The organism is Terriglobia bacterium (genome assembly GCA_020073185.1).
Lineage (GTDB): Bacteria > Acidobacteriota > Terriglobia > Terriglobales > Acidobacteriaceae > JAIQGF01.
The window spans coordinates 1-21,384 of the sequence record JAIQFT010000023.1 but is presented as its reverse complement, the minus strand read 5'-3'; the positions used below and the strand labels follow the sequence as shown (position 1 = coordinate 21,384).

The window sequence follows — 21,384 nt, the reverse complement described above, 5'->3', positions numbered from 1 at the left end:
ACGTCACTCAGCTTGACTCCCGACGCCTGAATCCCGACAACTGGTTCCTCGCCCAAGCCGCCGCATCTATATATGTTAGCCTGTTAGAGCAACGCGCTCCGGTCGTCATTCCGCCGGGCGCGCGTGGATTCCGACTACATTGATCAATACTTTAGCAGCCAAGATTTTCGGCACCAAGAACGAGCGCGAGGTCAAGCGCCTGATGCCCGCGGTCGCGCAGATTAACGCGCTGGAACCGCAGATGCAGGCCCTCACTGACGCCCAACTGTGCGCCAAGACCGGCGAGTTCCGCAAGCGCCTGGCCGAACGCCTGGAGGGGATCGAGGACGACGAGGAGCGCCGCACTGCGGAAAACGAATTCCTGGAAGAAATCCTGCCGGAAGCGTTTGCGGTGGTGCGCGAGGCCGGGCGCCGCACCCTCAACATGCGCCACTTCGACGTCCAACTCATCGGCGGCATGGTGCAGCACCAGGGCAAAATTTCGGAAATGAAGACGGGCGAAGGCAAAACCCTGGTCGCCACCCTGCCGGTGTACCTGAACGCGCTGCCGGGGCGAGGCGTGCACGTGGTCACGGTCAACGATTACCTGGCCAAGCGCGACTCGGAGTGGATGGGAAAGATCTACAACTTCCTCGGCCTGTCGGTGGGCGTGATCGTGCACGATCTGGACGACGAGGAGCGCCGCGAAGCTTACGCCGCCGACGTCACCTACGGCACCAACAACGAGTTCGGCTTCGACTACCTGCGCGACAACATGAAGTTCGACCTGCGCGAGTGTGTGCAGCGCGGACACAACTTCGGCATCGTGGACGAGGTGGACTCAATCCTGATTGACGAGGCGCGCACCCCGCTCATTATCAGCGGCGCCAGCGAGGAATCCACCGACAAGTATTACAAGGTCAACAAGATCATTCCCAAGCTGGAGAAGGGCGAAGAGATCGAGCAGGCGCAGGGCGAGGCCAAGATCCTCACCGGCGACTACGTGGTGGACGAGAAGCACAAGACCATCACCATCAGCGATCAAGGCTGGGAAAAGGTCGAGAAACTGCTCGGGATCACCAACATTGCCGACCCGGAAAACTGGGATTTGAAACACCACGTCGAGACCGCGGTCAAGGCGCACGCGCTCTACAAGCGCGACGTCGAATACGTGGTCAAGGACGGCGAAGTTCTCATCGTGGACGAGTTCACCGGGCGCCTGATGCCCGGGCGCCGCTGGAGCGATGGCCTGCACCAGGCGGTGGAGGCGAAGGAGAACGTCAAGGTGGAGCGCGAGAACCAGACGCTGGCCACCATCACCTTCCAGAATTATTTCCGCATGTACAAGAAGCTGGCCGGCATGACCGGCACGGCGGAGACGGAAGCTCCCGAATTCGAGAAAATCTACAAGCTTGAAGTCGTCGTAATTCCCACCAACCAGCCGCTGCGCCGGCTGGAAAATCCGGACGTGGTGTACCGCACCGAGCCGGAGAAATACAAGGCCGCCGCCGACCACATCGAGGAGTTGCACGAAAAGGCCCAGCCGGTGCTGGTGGGCACGACCTCGATCGAAAAGTCGGAACGGCTCTCCGAAATGCTCAAGAAGCGCAGCGTCAAGCACGTGGTGCTGAATGCCAAGTATCACGAGCGCGAGGCGGAGATCGTGGCCCAGGCCGGCCGCCTCGGTATGGTGACCATCGCCACCAACATGGCGGGCCGCGGCACCGACATTCTGTTGGGCGGCAACCCCGAATTCATGGCCAAGCAGGAGCTGGTCAAGAAAGGAATCGCGCGCCCATTGCAAGAAGCCGGCGGCGAAGTGGAGGCGGCTGCCAGCAGCGAGGAGATGACCAAGTTCTACTACCAGGGCACGGAATTCGAAGCTCCGCTGGAACAGTGGAACGAGGCGTTGGCGCGCTACAAGTCGGAAACCGACAAAGAGCACGACCAGGTGGTCGAAGTCGGCGGCCTGTTCATCCTTGGTACGGAGCGGCACGAGGCGCGGCGCATTGACCACCAGTTGCGTGGCCGCGCCGGACGCCAGGGCGACCCCGGCGCGTCGCGCTTCTTCCTCTCGCTGCAGGACGACTTGATGCGCATCTTCGCCAAGGAGTGGGTCTCGACGCTGCTGCAGCGCCTGGGCATGGAGGAGGGCGTACCGATCGAGTCGAAGATGATCACGCGGCGCATCGAGGCGGCGCAAAAGGCGGTCGAGGCGCAAAACTTCGAAGCCCGCAAACACCTGCTCGAGTACGACGATGTGATGAACAAACAGCGCGAGGCGGTGTACAGCCTGCGCCGCCAGTTGCTGGAAGGACTGGACCAGAAGGATCTTATCCTTGAGGACTATGTGGCCGACATTCTCGGCGAGCTGCTCGATAAGTACGCCGGCAAGGACGTTCATCCCGAGGATTGGGACACCAAGGGCTTGAAAAACGAGGTTTTCACCCGCTTTGGCGTGGACATTGTCGCCGAGAAGGTGACGCCGGAGACCCTGAACCGCCAGGAGCTGGGCGACGCCGTTTTCGGCAAGCTGAAAGAGCGCTACGATGCCAAGGAGAAGCTGATCGGCGCCGAGCAGATGCGCTATCACGAGCGCATGATCATGTTGAGCGTGCTCGACCAGCAGTGGAAAGACCACCTGCTCAACATGGACCACCTGAAGGAAGGCATCGGGCTGCGCGGCTACGGCCAGCACGATCCTCTGGTGGAGTACAAGCGCGAGTCCTTCGACATGTTCGAAGAAATGATGGCGCGCTTCGAGGAAGAGACCGTCCGCTACTTGTACCTGATGCAGGTGATCGAGCCGGGCGCGCCGCAGGTGACCATCGAGGCAGGCGGCGATGGCGACGGTGCGGCGCGGCGACGGCGCGCGGCCGCGACTTCGGTGGACGAACTCGAAGAAGCCTTCCAGCGCCGCAAGCGTAAGGAGCTGGAACAGGCGCGCATGGCAGGTTCCGGAGAGTACCAGCCGGTGCAACAGCGGGTGCGCTCGGGCGCCAAGATCGGGCGCAATGATCCTTGCCCCTGCGGGTCAGGGAAAAAGTACAAGAAGTGCTGCGGAGTGAACGCCTAGAACGGCTTCAAGTTTCAGTTTCAAGAAGACCCCACCCTTGGCCAAGTGTTGATGTGTGTCAGGGGAAAATCACCACCCTATCTCGCCACACCCAGGCGAGACCGGGGTCCGGCAACCTCAAGACTTAGTGCCCTGGGAAAGGCGAGCCTGCCCCCGATCCAGCACACCTCCGCCCTGCGCACCAGGCAGCAACGATTTTCGCTCTTTTCCGCCGTGGTGACCCTTGTGCAGAACCCCGATTACGAGCGTCATTTGTACTGCACAAGAGACTTGGATAACACTTCCACTAAGGTGCTATCACGGGTGCATAAGATTGCCATGGCAGAGATTGATTCCCCACCTTCGCAGTCACAGCGCGATCCGCGCATCGACGCTCTCCGCGGCTTGGCGCTTGTCGTAATGACCTGGGATCACCTCCCGAACCCTTGGCGGCAGTATACATACCAGTCCTTTGGATTCGTGTCGGCGGCTGAAGTCTTTGTGTTTCTTTCCGGGACCGTGACTGCCTGGGTTTACGGCAGGTACCTGATCAGGGAAGGTAGCGACGCGTCCACTGGGCGCGCGTTACGGCGCGTTCGGTTACTCTATTTCGTCCACATTGCATTGCTCACCATCTTTTTTGCGGCGAATCAGATGGCACCTGAGCATTCCGAAGCCACGTTCGCTTGGGATTCCTGGAAGGCTTGGATTCAGGGCGCCACATTCATATTCCAACCCGCATTACTCGACATCCTGCCCATGTACTGTTTGTTCATTGCGGTCGCTCCGCTGCTGTTGAAGCAGTTGAGTTGCGGGCGGTCCTCGATGGTGCTGGCGATCAGTGCGGGCATTTGGGTGATCGCGCAGTTTCCCGGCAATGTTCCTTATTTCATGGGCGCGTTCAACCCGCTCGCGTGGCAATTACTGTTCGTGTGCGGCATGATGCTGAGTTTCCCGGCAGTCATGCAGCGAAAAACAAAGTTGCCGCGCCCGCGATTCGCGATCGCCGTGGTAGCCATTGTTGCGGGATTGTTCTTTGTGTTCCGCCACCCAGATTTCTTTCACCTTGCGCTGATGCCCGCGCAACACACGTATTCGACGTATCTGACCGCTCGCGACGCCAGGAGCATTCTGCATCCCTTCCGGCTGATTGATTTTGCGGCTTTGGCCTATCTCGTCTGGTCCATCCCGCGCTCCTTCGAGGACAGGTACGGCAAGTCAATGCCCTACGCGAGCCTTTCGTTTCTCGGCAAGCACTCGTTGCAGGTGTTCGCCTGGTCATCGTGCATTTGCTTTTTTGCACGAATGATCTACGGGATGGTGGGTCCTTTGTCCGTCCCGTTGCGTACCAGCGCATCGATCTTGTTAACCGCGACCCTGTGGCTGCCGGCCTGGCTGCACGCCAGATTCGCCGCACGGTCGCGCCAAGGCATGATCGTGCCCTCCCGCACGGCAAGACTGCGCTCCGCTAGCAGGCCACGAGCGCTGGTCACGATTTCGAACCGAGTTGGTTGACATCGTACGGTGGAAGCGCGGAGCCGACGCGTCCGGAGATGGCGGAGCGGGATGATGAACTGAACCTAGCCGAGCTTCTAGCCGAGCTTGTGTCCGGGGTCATCCCAACTGAACACCAGCCACCTGCAATTGCAGTTCTTGCACCGTAGTGGCCAGAGCCGCAGCCAAGACAAAAAGACCTCTTTGTAATTGGCGCGATGGGATCGCGCGACATCCGCGCTGCTGCACTCGGGACAATGCATAGGGGGTCGGAAGTTGTGCGCTGCAGATCAGGATTATGTTGACGGACGATTTATCTTGCAGCGCAACCCGCGCTGCGTTTGGGCCTGAAGCCGCCGCCCCACCCAGGGTACGGACACAGAAAATTCTCAGCCTCTCTAGGCATTGGTGCGAGGCCGCTGCAACACTCTGGGCAGAACCTCGGCCAGGGTCAACTCGATGCGCTGCACCGAGTCGGCGGTATAGCGGCTCACTTCCGGCGATCCCGGCTGGGTACGCGCGTCGCGGGTGAGGCTCAGCACTTGCAAGGCATTGCGGATGTGGTGGTTGCACTCGGCCACTGTCCGGAAGCGCTGAATGTCGGCGGCGCGACGGTCATTGGTATACCGCAGTAATGTGTAGATAAGTCCGCCGACCACCAGCAACATGAAGGTGCCGTGAACCATGCCCCCTATGGACGGATACCACATGATGGCCAGCCAGCGGGAGAACAGTGCACACGCACCGGTCACAATGAGGGCGGCCACGGTGGTCGCCCAAATGTAGAGGCGAGGATAGGGCTGCGGCATACGAGCGGTGTCCACCAGCACGGGCGGAAGTGCCTGGAAATGCTTTGTCCATGCCTCTTCCCTCTGGTCCCCGTTTCTCGCAACCAAGGAGGTTGAGCTCGAATGAGGGTGAGTGCGGCAGGCGTTTACCACGTCTTCAAGGGTGCCTGCGGCTTTGAACCCACAGGCATGGCACTGCGCATGCACCAAGACACTGGTTGTGGGGGAGGAATGTGTCATCCTTCGAATTGTCGTTCTGGAACAATTCAAGCCGCAAGGGTACTGACGGACATGTCCGAAAGTAGGTTCTGATGCGGGTTTTGGGAGCAGGCTTCAGGGTGCCAGGGCTCGCTCAGGCTCCGCTTCACAAGCGCTGGGCTTGGACGCTGAAGCCTCCCCATCTGGCTGTTCCTTCTGGCGGGCCGAGGCCATACCCCTGCGCCAGGTCCATGCCAGCGCTTCTACCATCGGCTGCCGCCGCCAATAGGTCTTGTCCTAAAGTGTAGTGTCCATTACCTTTTCAACCATGCTTCTCGATTGACAATTTCTGTCACTCAACATACGATTCGGCCTATCCAGGATTGAACAATATTGCCCCGAAGACTTCTGCAAGGCCCGCAGCATGGGGGGCAGTTCGAGTCAAGCTGGCGGCCCGCGAGGATAGGGAGACCGGAGCATGTCTCAGCGGTTGGGCGACCTTCTCGTTAAGGAGAAGGTAATCACGACGGAGCAGCTGGAACAGGCTCTGAAAGTGCAGAAAGAATCCGGGACGCGCCTGGGCTCCATTCTGGTCAAGCTGGGGTATCTGTCCGACGAAGACGTAACCAATTTTCTCTCCCGCCAGTACGGTGTGCCGGCCATCAACCTCACTTATTTCGAAATTGATCCCACGGTGGTCAAGCTCATCCCGTACGAGACCGCCAAGCGTTACCAGATCCTGCCGCTGAGCCGGGTGGGCGCGTCGCTCACCATTGCCATGGTGGACCCGACCAACGTCTTCGCCATGGACGATATCAAGTTCATGACCGGCTTCAACATCGAGCCGGTGGTGGCGTCGGAGAGCTCGATCCTGGACGGCATTGAGAAGGCCTACGGCGCAACCCACGAAGAAGACTTGGAAAAGGTCATGATGTCGATGACCGAAGGCGTCGAAACCGACATCGAACTCCAAGCCGAAGAGGAGGAGAAGGGGCTATCGGAACTGGAGAAGGCGGCCGACGAGGCGCCCATCGTCAAGCTGGTAAACCTGATCCTCACCGACGCGGTCAAGCGCGGCGCCAGCGACATCCACGTCGAACCCTACGAGAAGGAGTATCGCGTCCGCTTCCGCGTTGACGGCATGCTGCTCACCATCATGAGCCCGCCCATGAAGCTGAAGGACGCCATCACCTCGCGGATCAAGATCATGGCCAAGCTGGACATCAGCGAGAAGCGGCTGCCGCAGGACGGCCGCATCATGCTGAAGGTCAATCTCGGGGGAAGAAAGAAGCAGCTCGATTACCGGGTCAGCACCCTGCCCACGCTGTGGGGCGAGAAGATCGTGATGCGGCTGCTCGACAAGGAAAATCTGCGTCTCGATATGACCAAGCTGGGCTTCGAGTCGGAGTCGCTGGTGAAATTCGAAAAGGCGATCCTGAAGCCCTATGGCATGGTGCTGGTCACCGGCCCCACCGGTTCCGGCAAGACCAATACACTGTACTCCGCGATTTCGCGCCTCAACCAGCCCGACACCAACATCATGACCGCCGAGGATCCGGTGGAGTTCCAGTTGGCGGGCGTGAACCAGGTGCAGATGAAGGAATCCATCGGGCTGAATTTTGCGGCCGCGCTGCGCGCCTTCCTGCGGCAGGACCCGAACATCATCCTGGTGGGCGAGATCCGTGACTTCGAGACGGCCGAAATTGCCATCAAGGCCGCGCTCACCGGGCACCTGGTGCTTTCCACGCTGCACACCAACGGCGCGCCGGAAACCATCAGCCGCTTGATGAACATGGGCATCGAGCCCTTCCTGGTGGCGACCTCGGTGCACATGATCGTGGCGCAGCGCCTGGTGCGCCGCATCTGCTCCGAGTGCAGGGCAGAGGTGGACCTGCCGCCGCAGGCGCTCATCGAGGCTGGCTTCACCCCCGAAGAAGCCAAGACCGTCAAGGTCAGCAAGGGTAAGGGATGCGGGATTTGCAATAACACCGGGTACAAGGGCCGTTGCGGTCTGTACGAGGTGATGGAAATTGACGACGAGATTCGCGAACTGATCCTGGTGGGCGCCTCCGCGGTGGAATTGAAGAAAAAGGCGGTGGAGCGCGGCATGATCACCCTGCGCCGCAGCGGCCTGGTGAAGGTTTTGACGGGCGCAACCACACTGGAAGAGGTGGCGCGAGAAACCGTGCACTGAGTTCCGAGTTGTTAGTTCTGCGTTGTGAGCAGGGAGAGCGGACACCGATATGGCTGTCACACTGAGCGATCTTCTGAAGAAACTGCTGGAGTTGAACGGCAGCGATCTGCATATCACCACGAATTCGCCGCCCCAGCTCCGCGTGCACGGTCACTTGCAGCCGCTGGACATGCCGCCGCTGACCCCGGCCGAAACCAAGGCCTTGGCCTACAGCGTCATGACCGACGCGCAGAAGCACCGCTTTGAGGAAGACTTGGAGCTGGACTTCTCCTTCGGGATGAAAGGCCTGGCGCGGTTCCGCGCCAACATATTCAATCAGCGTGGCGCGGCAGGAGCGGTCTTCCGCGTGATTCCGTTCGAGATCAAGAGCTTCCAGCAATTGAACCTGCCGCCGGTGGTGGCGAAATTGTGCGAGAAGCCGCGCGGCCTCATCCTGGTGACCGGACCAACCGGCTCGGGCAAATCCACTACGCTGGCGGCCATGATCGACAAGATCAACACCGATCGCCACGATCACATCATCACCATCGAGGACCCGATCGAGTTCGTGCACCAGCACAAGAACTGCCTGGTGAACCAGCGCGAAGTGCACGCCGACACCAAGTCGTTCTCCAACGCTCTGCGCGCCGCCCTCCGCGAGGACCCCGACGTAGTGCTGATCGGGGAAATGCGCGACCTGGAGACCATCGAAGCGGCGTTGCGCATCGCCGAGACCGGCCACCTCACCTTCGGCACCTTGCATACCAATTCGGCGGCCTCCACGATTAACCGCGTGATTGACGTTTTCCCGGCGCACCAGCAATCGCAGATCCGCGCCCAGCTCTCGCTGGTGCTGGAAGGCATCATGTGCCAGGCGCTGCTGCAAAAGATCGGCGGAATGGGACGCGCCATGGCGATGGAGATCCTGATACCCAACGCCGCCGTGCGCAACCTGATCCGGGAAGACAAGATCCACCAGATTTATTCCGCCATGCAGTCCGGCCAGGACAAGTTCGGCATGCAGACATTTAACCAGTCCTTGGCCACGCTGTACATGAGCAAGCAGATCACGCTGGAAACGGCGTTGCAGCGGTCGTCCAATGCGGAAGAGCTGCAGGAGATGATCAATCGCGGCGCGGGCATCACCAAGGGAGTAGGAGCAGCGCCGGGGAAGAGGTAGTCCGTTCGGTCTATCGCTGGGTCGGTCTGAACGCACCCATCGACCGCAAGACAGAAGACAAGAGAGGTTCACATGCCAGTTTTCACATTTACCGGCAAAAATGCCGCCGGCGAGAAGGTGTCCGGAGAACGGGTGGCCGAGAATAAGCAGGTGTTGAAGGCGGCGCTCACCCGGGAGCGCATCAGCGATTCGACCATCAAGGAAAAGGGCAAGGAATTTGTCATGCCCACCTTCGGCTCGGGCAAGGTTGCCACCAAGGACATCGCCATCTTCTTCCGCCAGTTCTCGGTGATGATTGACGCCGGCCTGCCGCTGGTGCAGTGCCTGGAGATCCTGGCCGCCAACCAGGAGAACCCGGCCTTCCAGAAGGCCCTGACCGGCGTACGGCAGACGGTGGAAGGCGGCGCGACGCTGTCCAACGCGATGCGCGGCTACCCAAAGATTTTCGACGACCTTACCACCAACATGATCGAGGCCGGGGAGACGGGTGGCATTTTGGACATCATTCTGCAGCGCCTCTCGGCCTACGTGGAAAAAGCGGTGAAACTGCGCTCGGCGGTAAAGTCGGCGCTGATCTACCCGGTCTCGGTGATCAGCATTGCCGTGCTGATCGTGGGCGCGCTGCTGAAGTTCGTGGTCCCCATATTCGCCAACTTGTTTGCCGGCCTCGGCGTCGACCTGCCCGTCCCGACGCGCATCGTCATGAACCTGAGCAAGTTCGTGAGCAACTTCTGGTGGGTGGTTTTCGCCGTTCTGATCGCGCTGGTCATCGGCGTCAAGCAGGTGCGCAAGCACCCCAAGGGCCGCTACGTTTGGGACAACATGATGCTGCACCTGCCGGTCTTCGGCATGGTGCTGCGCAAGATCGCGGTGGCGCGCTTCACCCGCACGCTGGGAACCTTGATCACCTCCGGCGTGCCCATCCTGGAAGGGCTGAGCATCACCGCGCGCACCTCCGGCAATGCGGTGCTGGAACAGGCGCTGATGAAGGTGCGCAAGGCGATCGAGGAGGGCCGCACCATCGTGGATCCGCTGAAGGAATGCGGCGTCTTTCCCAACATGGTGACACAGATGATCGGGGTAGGCGAAGCCACCGGCGCCATGGACGCCATGCTGCAAAAGATTGCCGACTTCTACGAGGACGAAGTGGACTCCGCCACCAAGGACATGCTGACGCTGCTGGAACCGGTGATGATCTCATTCCTGGGCGTGGCCGTCGGCGGCATCGTCATCTCGCTGTACATGCCGCTGTTCTCCATGATCGCCAAGCTGTCCGGCTAGAATCCCGGGCGCTCTTGAAAGGTGGCAGAGGAGCGGCGCAGGCGGTGACATCGTTCGAAGGACAGTGTGTCGAGTAGCAGGGGCGTGATGCGCGAGGAGTTCAACGAGCGAAGCTGGCTGATCTGGCTGAGCAAGGTGCGGATCATCGTCATCACCTTGCTGTTCGGGATCGAGTTGGCGGTCGCGGTGCTGACCCCCACCAGCCTCCCTAAGGGCCTGTTCATTGTCGCGATCCTGCTGTGGTACACCATCTCCGCGTTCTATCTTCTGCTGCTCTCCTTGTGGCACGATGGACGATTCCAGGCCCGCCTCCAGGTCCTCACCGACCTCTGCATGGCTGCCGTCGTTGTCTATCTTACCGGCGGTATCGACAGCTCTTTTAACTTCCTTTACCCGCTGATCATCATCGTCACCGCCATCCTGCTATCGCGGGCGTGGACCTTCCTGAGTGCGGCGCTGGCATTCATCCTGTGCGGCGCCATCCTGGAGCTTTCCTACTTCGACGTCTTGCATTCGTATTCGCTGAACCGGCCCGACCTGCGCAGTCTGCAGGCCTCCATCTTGATCAACCTGTTCGCCTACGCCGCCATCGCCTACCTGGCAAGCTACTTGAGCACGAAGCTGCGCCAGGCCGACGTGCGCTTGCAGGAACAGAGCGGCGCGCTGGAAAACCTGCAGGCCCTGCACGAGAACATCGTTGATTCCATCAGCGGTGGGTTGATCACCACCGCCATGGACGGCCGTGTGCGCCTCATCAATGCCGCCGGCCAGAGGCTGCTGGAACGCCGCCAAGCGGACATAGTCGGTAGGAGCGTCGAGCTTCTGTTCCTCGACCAGTTGCCCGAGCCGGGTATCTTCCCCGTGCGCTGCGAAGTTCGCTCCGCCATTCCCTCCGGGGGCACGCGAACCTTCGGCATGGCCCGCTCGATGCTAGAGGTACCGGGGCGGAGCGCCATGGGTTACGTGTATACCTTCGACGACCTGACCGAGATCCGCCGCCTGGAGCGCGAGGTGCGGCTGCGCGACCGCATGGCTGCGGTCGGACGCATGGCGGCGGCGATCGCGCACGAAATTCGCAACCCGCTGTCGTCCATCGCGGGATCGGTGAAAGTGCTGGCGGACGTTGCCGTCCTCGACCAGGAGCAGCGCACGCTGGTCGACATCGTGACCCGCGAGTCGGAGCGGCTCAACAGCATCGTGTCCGACTTCCTCACCTACTCGCGGGAGAAGAAGTTCGAGTTTGCCATCCTGGACCTGGTGCCGCTGCTGGAGGACACGCTGACTCTGCTGGAAAACCGGGCTGAAGCGGGTTCGCCCCGAGTGGAGGTCGTGCGCCGCTTCGAACCGGAGCGGGCCTTGGCGCAGGTGGACGGCGACCGCATGAAGCAGGTCTTTTGGAATATCTGTGACAACGCCGTCCGCGCCATGCCCGACGGTGGAACGCTGACGATCACGCTGCGCGGCCAGGAAGCGAACTGGCTGATCAGCTTCGCCGATACGGGACACGGCATGCGCGGGCCGGAGATGGAGAAAATCTTCGAGCCGTTCCAGTCGGGATTCGACGGCGGCACCGGGCTGGGATTGGCGATCGTGTACCAGGTAGTGCAGGCGCATGAGGGCAAGGTCACCGTACGTTCCAAGGTCGGACAGGGAACCACGTTCACGGTGCTGTTGCGTCAGGCCGCCCAGCCCGTAGGCGAGCCGGTGCAAGACGCAGTGGTGGCAAGGGGGCGGCGTGGGTAACGTTCTGGTGGTTGACGACGAGCGCTCGATTTGCGAGATGTTGGAAATCGCCCTGCGCAAGGATGGGCACAAGATCGAGACCGTCAACTCCGGCGAAAACGCGAAGAAAAAGGTCGACTCCGCGCTGTTCGACGTGATCGTCACCGACATCAAGATGCCGCGCACCAACGGCATCGAAGTCCTACGCTACGCCCACAGCGTGTCGCCCGATACGGCGGTGGTGCTGATCACGGCGGTGGATGACCTGGAGTCGGCGGTACAGGCGGTCAAGGCGGGCGGCGCGTTCGATTACATCCGCAAGGGCCCCGGCCTGGTGGAGGACGTGAAGTTCGCCATCAGCAAGGCGATGGAAAAGCTGGCGCTGCGACGGCAGAACCTGGCGTACAAGCGCGACGCCCTGAGTCGCAACTCGCTCGACCACCTGGTCGGCATCAGCCCGGCGATCGAGAAGCTCAAACTGACCATCCGCGCCATCGCGCCCACCAACAGCACCGTGCTCATCGATGGCGAGAGCGGCACCGGCAAGGAGCTGGTAGCGCGCGCCGTCCATGCCTGCTCCACCCGCGCCGGAGCGCCATTCCTTCCGGCAAACTGCGGCGCGTTTACCGAGACGCTGCTGGAAAGCGAGCTCTTCGGATATCTCAAGGGTTCCTTCACCGGCGCTAACCAGAACCGGCGCGGCTTGTTCGAGGAGGCCACCGGCGGCACCGTTTTTCTGGACGAAATCAGCGAGATGAGTATCGGTATGCAGGTGAAACTGCTGCGCGTGCTGCAGGAAAATACCGTGCGCCCGCTGGGGTCGGCCGCCGAGATTCCGGTGGACGTGCGGGTCATCGCCGCCACCAATCGCGATCTGGAACGTACAACCGCGGAAGGCGGCTTTCGCGAAGACCTCTACTATCGCTTGAGCGTCATTCCCATCCATGTCCCACCCTTGCGGGAGCGGCGCGAGGATCTGCCCATCCTGGCGAATCATTTCTTGAAGAAGTATGCGCCGGCAGCGGGGAAAAGCATCCTGCGCATTGCGCCTGACTCGTTGCTGGCCCTGACCGGATACGACTGGCCGGGCAACGTGCGCCAGCTGGAGAACACCATCGAGCGCGCCGTCGCTCTGTGCACCGGGAACGAACTACAGATGGAACTTCCGGTGGAGCGCGGGGTGGTGCGCGCCGCCGCGCCTAGTGTTGGCGGACCGGGGACCAGCGTCTCCATTCCGGCAGATGGAATGGACATGGAGCGCTACGTCGCCGACTTGGAGCGGGCGTTTATTCAATCCGCCCTGCGGCAGTGCAATGGAGTTCAAACCCGGGCCGCCGAAATGTTAAAGCTTTCCTACAGGTCTTTCCGGCATTTGCTGAAAAAATACGATCTGTAGGAGTTTCAGTTTCAGCATGAGGCTTTCAGCTCTTAGCTCCTAGCTCTCAGCCAGACCGCACGAGCGAACAGCTAAAAGCCAAGAGTCTAAAGGCTGGAAACTGGAGCTACTTCTTCCCCTCCCTCAACTGCTGCTTCCAGCCTAAGATGCGCGCTTTGTTGCCTTCCGCTTCGGCCTCGGGAACCATGCCCTTCTTCTGGTAGAGGATGGACAGAGAAGTGTGTGCGAGCACGTCGTCGGGGTCGAGTTCGGCGATTCGGTTGGCGATCTCGATGGCTTCATCCAACCGGTTCATGTCTTGGTAGGCGCGCGAAAGGCCGTGCATTGCCTCGGTGAAAGTAGGGTCGGCCGCGATGGAGTTCTGGTAGGCTACCACTGCTTCTTCGTGGCGCCCTTCGGCATAGAGGTCCAGCGCGTGGTAGTAGTGGTCTTCGGCGACCTGGCGCGAGTCTGGCATGAACACAGTCTGTCAGTCGCTCGGTCGATCAGTCAATTGGGCTCGGAATGATGGACCGATAGACCGATCGACCGATAGACTGACAGACCATGTGGTACCTGCTCCGATTCCTGTGGAACGCCACCCGCGGCCATCACCTGTCCCCGTGGCGGAGCCCCTATCTGCGCTGGCGGATCGAGACCTACACCGGCGTCAAGATGACGGACATCGGGTTTCTGGAATTTTTCGAGTTCACATGGAAGGAAAGAGGCGAACTGCTTCGCTTCCTGCAGTGGACGGCGGAGATGGAGCGGTACGCCCGCCCCAAACCAAAAAATCCGTAACCACAGAGGCCACCGAGAAAAACGGCAAGCCAAGCGACTACCTAATGACTCTGTGTCCTCCGTGGCTGAGATCAGGGTGCGATCGCACCCATCTGCGCGCTCTCAAACAGCACGCCGACATCCGAGCCCTTTCCCGCTCCCACGATATGCGCCGCCGAGCCGCGGTGGCTGGCAATTTCCAAGAATCCCATGGAGTTCAGCACGACAAACACTTCGCCGGGCGTGCCCTCCGAGTACGAATGTGTCATCTTGGCGATCTCGTGCCTGGCGATCAGCACTTTGAACGGCGGCGGCTCGGAGGTGAACAGTTGCGGCAGATCATCAGGCGTGATGTTGGTGATCAGGTTCCCAAATTTGTCCACCTTCAGGACCACGCCCTTCAGCAGCTTGTCATTGACCGGCTTGGGTTTGGGCGCGGCGAAGCGGGTGTAGTCGGTGATTTCGTCGCCGAACTTCGCCACCTCGACGCCCTTGCTCAGCCAGCCGGCAACCGCGGCAAAAACGTCGCGTCCGTGGAACGTGCTGCTCACCGGCTGCAGGAAATAGTGGGTGGAGGTGATGTCGCGCACCAAAATACGCTCCTCGCGGTCGTACACAAACGATAAGACGCCGTTGTCGGGGGCGAGGAACATGTGCTTGTCGGTGGTCACCAGCAGCGGCCGCCGGGTCGAGCCCACCCCCGGATCCACCACCACCAAATGGACCGTTTCGGAGGGGAAATAGGTATAGGCCTGCGCAATCGTCAGCGCGCCGTCGAGCACATCGAACGATTGCACCGCGTTGCAGATGTCCACGATCTGCGCCGTCGGGTTGATGCTCAGAATGACGCCCTTCATGGTGCCGACGTAGTGGTCGTTCAGTCCGAAGTCGGTGGTAAATGTGATCAGGCGCTGGGCCACGAGAGCCTCGTTTCGCGGGGAAGGGGCTCTTAGCTTTTAGCTCTTAGCCTTTAGCTTGTCAATGTCAGGGCTGCTGCCCATATGGTTGTGGGAGTGATGTTGAAGCAGTGCAACGGATCACGTAAGGGCCAGGAGACTCGAAGCTGAGAGCTAAGAGCTAGAAGCTATTCAATCCGAATCGTTCCCGAGCCGGTGTGAAGATCCAGATGAAATCCGCCACCGTTCACCGTGCCGCGCAGCTCATGTTTATCGAGCGTGCCTTGCACAACGACCTGCCGGTCAGTACGGACGGACCCTGAGCCGGTGCGTGCGTCCAAATTAAACGCTGCCTGTGCCGGCAGGCGTACGGTGATGCCGCCGGATCCGGTGGTCATGCTCCAGTCTCCGGTGGGCTGACCCTGCAACTCGATGCTGCCGCTGCCAGTGTGCGCGCGCAGGGTGCCACGCAGGTCGTTGACGCGGATGCTGCCCGATCCGGTCTGGAAGTCCAAATCCGCTGCCGAACCCATGGTGGATGTATCGGTGAAGCCGGAACCCGCCTTGGTGGCCGGCGCCGGCGAAGGGTCCTTGCCCTGGTATTTCGCGCGGTTCTCCACCAAGGTTGAAATTCCCACACCCTCGCCCTTGATGGAACCGCTGCCGGCGTGGGCGCGTACCGAACCGCGCAGGTTGCTCATGGTGATGCTGCCCGAACCGGTGCGCGCGCGCACCTGGCCGGCAATGTCGGACAGCCGCAAGCTGCCCGAACCCGCGCTCACCTCCGCCGGACCGGCAATCCCCGAAATCTCCTGGTGTCCCGAGCCGGTCTTCGACAACAACTTGGTTTCGGCGGGGACAACCAGCTCATAGCTGATGGAAATGTTGTTGTAGCGCTGCGATTCGCCGAGGTGCCCGACGCGCACCGTGCTGCCGCTCTGCTCGATCGGCGGATTGGCCGCGATCGCTTTCACCGCCTCAGCCGGATCGCCGCTGCCGCCGCAAAAACCGAAGCAGAAGCCGGCCTTCACCGTACCGTGCACGGCGATCATTCCCGGCGCGCCGTTGCGCACCGTGATGCTGCCCGACCCGGTCACCACTTCCAGGTCCACCGGACCGCTAACCTTCAAGGTGCGATCAAACGTCGCCTCCTCCGCCAACAACGGGAGGCTGCCGAACAGCAGAACCACGCAGAGGACAACACGCAGCGATGTTTTCATCGTGACCTCGTTCAAAGCGCGAGGCTCAGGGCTGATGGCGTTTCTGCCATGACCTGGCGCCTGGGGACTGAACCCGGGGACTGAAGCCTGCATCTTCTGGCCCCCCCAAGCTGGAGGGTTCTTGGGGGGCCCCGTCAAGTTACTGCAGCACGACCTGGTCGCCTTCCTTGAGTCCCTCGAGCACTTCGGCCTTCGCTCCGTTGGAGATCCCAAGCTTGACAGCGACTTTCCTCTTGCCATCCTTGGCGTTGGGGCTGGGCACTTCCACCGACGCCTTCTTGTCCTTGTCGTACAGCACGGCGCCTTCCGGTATCCGCAGCACGTTCTTGTGTTCTTCCAGGATAATTTCCGCGTTGGCGGTCATGGCGGCCTTCAACTCGCCGCCCGGATTGTTGATGGAAGCGCGCACCTCGAAGGTCGTGACGTTGTCTTTCTCCACCCCCATGGGCGAGATCTTGGTCACTTTGCCGGTGAAGGTCTTGTCCTTGAACGACTCCACCTTGATGCGCGCCGGCTGGCCGAGATAAACCTTCCCAATATCGCTCTCGTCCACCTTGCCCTTGACGTACACCTCGCTGGTGTCGCCTTCGGTCATGACCAGCGTCGCCGACGAGCCCATCACCAGGATGGAACTGACCGCGTTGCCAATTTCCACGTCGCGCGAGAGAATGATGCCGTCTATGGGTGCGACGATCGTGTAGTACGTGTATTGTTCCTGCAACTGCGCCAGGGTCGCGCTCGCCTGCGCCACCTGTGCCTGTGCCTGCTTCTCTCTTGCCTTCAAAACGCCGAGATTGGCCTGCGCAACCTGCTGCTTGTTGAGCGCCAGCACATAATTCCTCTGTGCGTCGTCCAGTTGCGACTGCGATACCACCCCGTCCTTCGCCATGCTGACGGCGCGTTCGTAAGCGCGCTTGAGCAGAGGGACGTCGGGGCTAATCGCATCCACCTTGGCGCGCTCAAAGTCGGCGATGGCAGCGCGCTCGCTGGCCTCGGCCGCCTCCAACTGCGCCTTCGCCTGCCGCACCTGCGCCTCGATTTCCACCTTGTCGAGGTCGACCAGCACCTGACCGGCTTTCACCATCTGTCCGGCGTCGGCGTTCCACTTCTTCACAATGCCGCTGGCCTTGGACTTGATTTCCACCTTGGTAATCGGCTCGATCTTGCCGGTCGCGACCACGCTCTTGGCCAGATCGCCGCGGTCAACTTTCGCCAGCTTCGATGCGTCAATCTTAGTCCCACCGCGGGTGGCAGCCACCACGCCGAATACGATTGCCAGCACGCCTACAATCGAGCCACTGATGTACAGCCAGCGCCTCTTCTTTTTCTTACCATTGCCGTTTGCCATTACGCCCTCCTCGCCTTAGCCGCCGGCTGGTATCGATGCCACGGTGCTGGCGTCGTGCAGGGGTACGCATACCCATGACCTTCATTACGCAACCGCCGAGGATTTGGTTCCGCAATAACACTGACAGCTATTTCCTGGTCCGATTCTGGACGCGCCCCAAGCCGTGCACGTCGACCCCTGTCTTAGACGCCGCCGTTGGAAAAAGGAAAGCAAAGAAAGGCTGCAGGCGTCAGGCCACAGGCAGCAAGCGGAAAAGCATCTGTACGGTTGCCCCACCCTTATTTCGCCTGAGTTTGGCGAGACAGAGTGGGAATGTTCATTTTGGTCCCTGGCAGGCTGCCCCACCCTTGTTTCGCCACGGTTTGGCGAAACAAGGTGGGGATGTTATTTGGACCTGGCGCACTTAGGTTGCGTCAACTGCCTGGAGCCCGAAGCCTGGAGCCTGCAGCCTGTTAGAATCTCCGCCAATGGCCGGATACGTGCTCCTGCGGGTGTTTGGCGTCGTGCTGCTGGTGGCAGCCAATGCCTTCTTTGTGGCAGCGGAATTTGCCCTGGTCAGCGTCCGCGACACCCGCATCCAGCAGCTCATTGACGCCGGCCGGGTGGGCGCCCGCACCGTGCGCAAGCTGCACGAGCGCATGGACGAGTTGCTCAGCGCCGTCCAGCTCGGCGTCACCCTGTCCAGCCTCGGACTGGGCTGGCTCGGCGAGCCTACCCTTGCCGCCTTAATCCAGATGGCAATGGGCCGAGCTGACCACCCCACGGTCCTGGCCCACACCGTTGCCGTCGTGCTGGCATTCATCGTGATCACCTACTTGCACGTTGTCCTGGGAGAGGTAGTACCGAAATCGGTGACGTTGCAGCGTCCCGACCGGGTTGCGCTCGCCGTGGCCGCGCCCATGGACTTCTTCATAACGGTGGCACGCCCGTTTCTGCGCGTGATCAGCTCTTCCGCCCGCTTCGTGCTGCGCCGTTTCGGGACCCATGAAATACGTTCCTCAGTCGTGCACTCGCCCGAGGAGCTGAAGCTGATCGTGGAAGCTTCCCGCCGCTTCGGCATCGTCCCCCAGGTCGAGGAAGAGATGATCCTGCGCGCGCTCGAACTGGGCGACATTACCGTGCGCCAGGTCATGGTGCCGCGGCCGCGGATTTTTTCCTTGCCCGCCGACTTGCCCTTGGAACAGGCGCTGGCGCGCGTAGTCGAGGAACAGCATTCGCGCGTTCCGGTATACGACCCGCAGAGCGGCCCCGAACACATCATCGGCCTGCTCTACAGTAAGGACCTCACCCGCTGGATGCGGCTGCGCTACAGCCAACCATCGTCCGATCCCGCCGCCCCGCGCCTGGCGCGCATGGTGGTGCGCGACATCATGCGCAACGTGCTGGTGGTGCCGGAGACCAAGCCGCTCACCGACTTGCTGGCCGAATTCCGCCACCGCAGGCGCCATCTGGCGGTGGTGGTGGATGAGTTCGGCTCCACCTCCGGCGTGGTGACCGTCGAAGACGCGCTCGAGCAACTGGTGGGGGAAATCGAAGACGAGTTCGACATCACGCCGCAGCCGCTCCCCGCCGGCGCTACCAGCATGGTACTGGAGGGCGCGGTCAACATTCGCGACCTCGAAACCCAACATCACGTAAATCTGCCTTCGAATCAGGGGTTCGAAACGCTGGCGGGCTTTATGCTGGCAAATTTCCAGCGCATCCCGAATCCGGCCGACTCGTTTGAATTCGATGGCCGCCGCTTCACCGTGCTGGAAATGGAGAACCGCCGCATCGCCCGCGTGTTGATCGAAACCCTCCAGCCCGAAGCGGCACAGCGGGCAGGAGACTAGGAATTGGGTAATCGGGTAACTGCGTAATTTGGTGATTTGAAAACACAGGAACCGTCCTCCGGACTACGGGCTTCGGACTACCGATACTACCGATAACCGATTGCGCCAACGACCAACGACTGATCGGCCAACGACTGAGTAACGACTAACGACTGCCGACCGATGCTCCGATTCTTACTAACCCGCGCGCTCTACACTCTCCCGGTCCTCTGGCTGGTGGTATCGGTCGTCTTCCTGCTGATCCACCTCGTCCCCGGCGACCCCATCCAGCAAATGCTCGGCGAAGGCGCAGCAGCAGCCGACATCCAGGCAGCGCGCCACGCCTACGGTCTCGACTTGCCGATCAGGCAACAGTATCTGAAGTATTGCAGGGGTGTCCTGCACGGCGACCTCGGCCAGTCGCTGCGCTTCAATGAGAAAGTCGGACGCCTCATCGCCGAGCGCTATCCCTTCACGCTCGAGTTGACGCTGGCCTCGCTTTTCGTTGCCCTGGCGCTCTCCATTCCAGCCGGCGTGCGCTCGGCGCGGCGACGCAACCGCTGGGACGAACGCGCCATCAGCTTCGTCAGCCTGCTCGGGCTTTCGTTCCCCAACTTCGCTCTCGGCCCGGTGCTAATCCTGTTTTTCGCCGTCAAGCTGGGAATCCTGCCGGTATCCGGCAGCGGAACGGTGGCGCACCTGGTCCTGCCCGCGATCACCATGGGCGGAGCGCTGGCCGCCATCCTCACGCGCATGGTGCGCACCTCGATGCTGGAGGAACTGAGTCAGGACTACATCCGGACCGCCCGTGCCAAGGGTCTGCCGGAGCGCACGGTGGTTTACCGTCACGCGCTGCGCAACGCCATGATTCCCGTTCTAACCGTGATCGGGCTGCAATTCGGCGCGCTGCTGGCCGGCGCCATCGTCACCGAGACGATCTTCTCCTGGCCCGGCATCGGCCGCCTGACGATTCAGGCAATCTCCAACCGCGACTACTATCTCGTGCAGGGCTGCATTCTGACGATTGGATTGACTTATGTTGCGGTGAATTTCGTGACGGACTTGCTGTACTCCGCGTTCAATCCGCGTATCAGGCAGTAGGGCTTCGATGCCGATGCCCATTCCTCGTGGAAAACTAACTGTGCGTCTGTCCGCGAAACTGCTGTAGAATCCGCTCCTTCTCCGAAACTTTCTCGTAACAGCGACGTGTTGTTGCTGGAGTGGTCATCATGCCGGAACAGGGTCGCGATGGTACACCGTGGGCCAAGAAAAAGCCAACGGTCGCCCTCTTTCCTTTGGATCAGCAGAGTCGGGACGTTCTCAGTGACTGCTTCAGCCAGTTCAGCATCGAGGTCATTGCCGCTCACGACACCACCATCTTGCGCAATGCGAAACTGGAAGGTTGCGTGGTGTCCCTCACCAGTCCTATTGTCGAGGACATCGTGGCCGAAGCGCGCAATTCGGCGTGGCAGAAGCGCATGGTCGTCTATGCGGTCGGACCGGCCGGCAGCATCCACGGCCTCAGCGGCTTGGCCAAGTACGGTATCAATGTTCTTTTGGATTCACCTGTCACCCGTCAGACGGCGCTCAAGGCAATCCACGCTACGCGCTCGTTGCTGTTGAACGAGCTGAGGCGCTATGTTCGCCTTCCGCTTGCCGCGCCGGTCGCCCTCGAATATGGATCGCGCCGCTTCACGGCAACCTCGTCCGAGATCAGCGGTGGCGGCATGTCACTGCAATGCAAGGATCACTGCCCGCCGCCCGACACTACCGTGCACGCCTCATTCGCCGTTCCCGGATCCGCGCAGGCCGACATTGCCTGCGTCGTCTGCTGGTCCGACGATAAGAATGGGCAGTTCGGACTGCGCTTTGACCCGGCGGCGGAAGGTCGCCAGGCGGTGAAAGCCTGGATCGAGAACTACCTCGGGATCGACTAATTCACTTCGCCTAGAGCGGTTCCCGAGTAGATATACCCGCGAATGAGTGTTTGGACGTAAGCTGCTGGTGCTGGCGGTCTCTGCGAATACAGCTGATGGCACGAGCCTTTTCCGACGATCTGCGGCGGAGGATTTTGGTGGCGTACG

Annotated in this window: 16 protein-coding genes; 11 read left to right on the top strand and 5 right to left on the bottom strand. The window is 61.0% G+C overall.

Annotation, left to right across the window (positions count from 1 at the left end):
• Nucleotides 1-139 precede the first annotated feature (139 nt).
• Nucleotides 140-3,055: a preprotein translocase subunit SecA gene (gene secA, locus LAN64_10180; GenBank protein ID MBZ5568202.1), complete on the top strand. Its 2,916-nt coding sequence runs from the start codon at nt 140-142 to the stop codon at nt 3,053-3,055.
• A 225-nt stretch (nt 3,056-3,280) separates the two neighbouring features.
• Nucleotides 3,281-4,549 carry an OpgC domain-containing protein gene (locus LAN64_10175; GenBank protein MBZ5568201.1) on the top strand — a complete coding sequence of 423 codons (1,269 nt, stop codon included), beginning with the start codon at nt 3,281-3,283 and terminating at the stop codon, nt 4,547-4,549.
• A 377-nt stretch (nt 4,550-4,926) separates the two neighbouring features.
• On the opposite strand, the gene LAN64_10170 is transcribed toward LAN64_10175, so the two are convergent.
• Entirely contained in the window at nt 4,927-5,424 is a 498-nt protein-coding gene (locus tag LAN64_10170) for a hypothetical protein (GenBank protein ID MBZ5568200.1), read from the bottom strand.
• Between the two features lie 568 nt (nt 5,425-5,992).
• Between LAN64_10170 and pilB the strand changes: the two genes are divergently transcribed.
• From pilB to LAN64_10145, 5 genes are all read left to right on the top strand, one after another.
• Nucleotides 5,993-7,708 (top strand): type IV-A pilus assembly ATPase PilB, encoded by a 1,716-nt coding sequence (gene pilB, locus LAN64_10165; protein ID MBZ5568199.1) that lies wholly within the window; start codon nt 5,993-5,995, stop codon nt 7,706-7,708.
• 49 nt (nt 7,709-7,757) lie between these two features.
• On the top strand, nt 7,758-8,867 hold the full coding sequence (locus LAN64_10160; protein MBZ5568198.1) for a type IV pilus twitching motility protein PilT: 1,110 nt from the start codon (nt 7,758-7,760) through the stop codon (nt 8,865-8,867).
• A 72-nt stretch (nt 8,868-8,939) separates the two neighbouring features.
• Nucleotides 8,940-10,148: a type II secretion system F family protein gene (locus tag LAN64_10155; GenBank protein MBZ5568197.1), complete on the top strand. Its 1,209-nt coding sequence runs from the start codon at nt 8,940-8,942 to the stop codon at nt 10,146-10,148.
• A gap of 66 nt (nt 10,149-10,214) precedes the next feature.
• Entirely contained in the window at nt 10,215-11,891 is a 1,677-nt protein-coding gene (locus LAN64_10150) for a hypothetical protein (GenBank protein MBZ5568196.1), read from the top strand.
• Nucleotides 11,884-13,266, top strand: coding sequence for a sigma-54 dependent transcriptional regulator (locus tag LAN64_10145; protein MBZ5568195.1), 1,383 nt, complete (start codon nt 11,884-11,886; stop codon nt 13,264-13,266). The genes LAN64_10150 and LAN64_10145 overlap by 8 nt, the downstream gene beginning before the upstream one ends.
• Nucleotides 13,267-13,372: 106 nt before the next feature.
• Here LAN64_10145 and LAN64_10140 read toward each other — a convergent pair whose 3' ends face one another.
• Nucleotides 13,373-13,723, bottom strand: coding sequence for a tetratricopeptide repeat protein (locus LAN64_10140; protein MBZ5568194.1), 351 nt, complete (start codon nt 13,721-13,723; stop codon nt 13,373-13,375).
• Nucleotides 13,724-13,812: 89 nt separating this feature from the next.
• Between LAN64_10140 and LAN64_10135 the strand changes: the two genes are divergently transcribed.
• Entirely contained in the window at nt 13,813-14,046 is a 234-nt protein-coding gene (locus LAN64_10135) for a hypothetical protein (GenBank protein MBZ5568193.1), read from the top strand.
• 71 nt (nt 14,047-14,117) lie between these two features.
• Here LAN64_10135 and LAN64_10130 read toward each other — a convergent pair whose 3' ends face one another.
• The 3 genes from LAN64_10130 to LAN64_10120 all read right to left on the bottom strand — a co-directional run bounded on the left by LAN64_10130 (nt 14,118) and on the right by LAN64_10120 (nt 17,489).
• Nucleotides 14,118-14,945 carry an SAM-dependent chlorinase/fluorinase gene (locus LAN64_10130; GenBank protein ID MBZ5568192.1) on the bottom strand — a complete coding sequence of 276 codons (828 nt, stop codon included), beginning with the start codon at nt 14,943-14,945 and terminating at the stop codon, nt 14,118-14,120.
• Nucleotides 14,946-15,109: 164 nt separating this feature from the next.
• Nucleotides 15,110-16,141, bottom strand: a complete 1,032-nt coding sequence (locus tag LAN64_10125; GenBank protein MBZ5568191.1) for a DUF4097 family beta strand repeat-containing protein — start codon at nt 16,139-16,141, stop codon at nt 15,110-15,112.
• Between the two features lie 139 nt (nt 16,142-16,280).
• Nucleotides 16,281-17,489, bottom strand: coding sequence for an efflux RND transporter periplasmic adaptor subunit (locus LAN64_10120; protein ID MBZ5568190.1), 1,209 nt, complete (start codon nt 17,487-17,489; stop codon nt 16,281-16,283).
• Nucleotides 17,490-17,956: 467 nt separating this feature from the next.
• Between LAN64_10120 and LAN64_10115 the strand changes: the two genes are divergently transcribed.
• The 3 genes from LAN64_10115 (at nt 17,957) to LAN64_10105 (ending at nt 21,237) form a co-directional block, all read left to right on the top strand.
• The gene (locus LAN64_10115) at nt 17,957-19,321 is read left to right on the top strand and encodes a hemolysin family protein (GenBank protein ID MBZ5568189.1); all 1,365 of its coding nucleotides are present in this window, start codon (nt 17,957-17,959) and stop codon (nt 19,319-19,321) included.
• Nucleotides 19,322-19,483: 162 nt separating this feature from the next.
• Nucleotides 19,484-20,401 carry an ABC transporter permease gene (locus tag LAN64_10110; protein ID MBZ5568188.1) on the top strand — a complete coding sequence of 306 codons (918 nt, stop codon included), beginning with the start codon at nt 19,484-19,486 and terminating at the stop codon, nt 20,399-20,401.
• Nucleotides 20,402-20,529: 128 nt separating this feature from the next.
• On the top strand, nt 20,530-21,237 hold the full coding sequence (locus tag LAN64_10105) for a PilZ domain-containing protein (GenBank protein MBZ5568187.1): 708 nt from the start codon (nt 20,530-20,532) through the stop codon (nt 21,235-21,237).
• The last annotated feature ends 147 nt before the right edge of the window (nt 21,238-21,384 follow it).

What these genes read in the sequence shown, in the direction of transcription:
- pilB (MBZ5568199.1), top strand. Translation starts at nt 5,993, where the DNA reads ATGTCTCAGCGGTTGGGCGACCTTCTCGTTAAGGAGAAGGTAATCACG.
- LAN64_10160 (MBZ5568198.1), top strand. Translation starts at nt 7,758, where the DNA reads ATGGCTGTCACACTGAGCGATCTTCTGAAGAAACTGCTGGAGTTGAAC.
- LAN64_10155 (MBZ5568197.1), top strand. Translation starts at nt 8,940, where the DNA reads ATGCCAGTTTTCACATTTACCGGCAAAAATGCCGCCGGCGAGAAGGTG.
- LAN64_10140 (MBZ5568194.1), bottom strand. Translation starts at nt 13,723, where the DNA reads ATGCCAGACTCGCGCCAGGTCGCCGAAGACCACTACTACCACGCGCTG.
- LAN64_10135 (MBZ5568193.1), top strand. Translation starts at nt 13,813, where the DNA reads ATGTGGTACCTGCTCCGATTCCTGTGGAACGCCACCCGCGGCCATCAC.
- LAN64_10125 (MBZ5568191.1), bottom strand. Translation starts at nt 16,141, where the DNA reads ATGAAAACATCGCTGCGTGTTGTCCTCTGCGTGGTTCTGCTGTTCGGC.
- LAN64_10120 (MBZ5568190.1), bottom strand. Translation starts at nt 17,489, where the DNA reads ATGGCAAACGGCAATGGTAAGAAAAAGAAGAGGCGCTGGCTGTACATC.
- LAN64_10115 (MBZ5568189.1), top strand. Translation starts at nt 17,957, where the DNA reads ATGGCCGGATACGTGCTCCTGCGGGTGTTTGGCGTCGTGCTGCTGGTG.
- LAN64_10110 (MBZ5568188.1), top strand. Translation starts at nt 19,484, where the DNA reads ATGCTCCGATTCTTACTAACCCGCGCGCTCTACACTCTCCCGGTCCTC.
- LAN64_10105 (MBZ5568187.1), top strand. Translation starts at nt 20,530, where the DNA reads ATGCCGGAACAGGGTCGCGATGGTACACCGTGGGCCAAGAAAAAGCCA.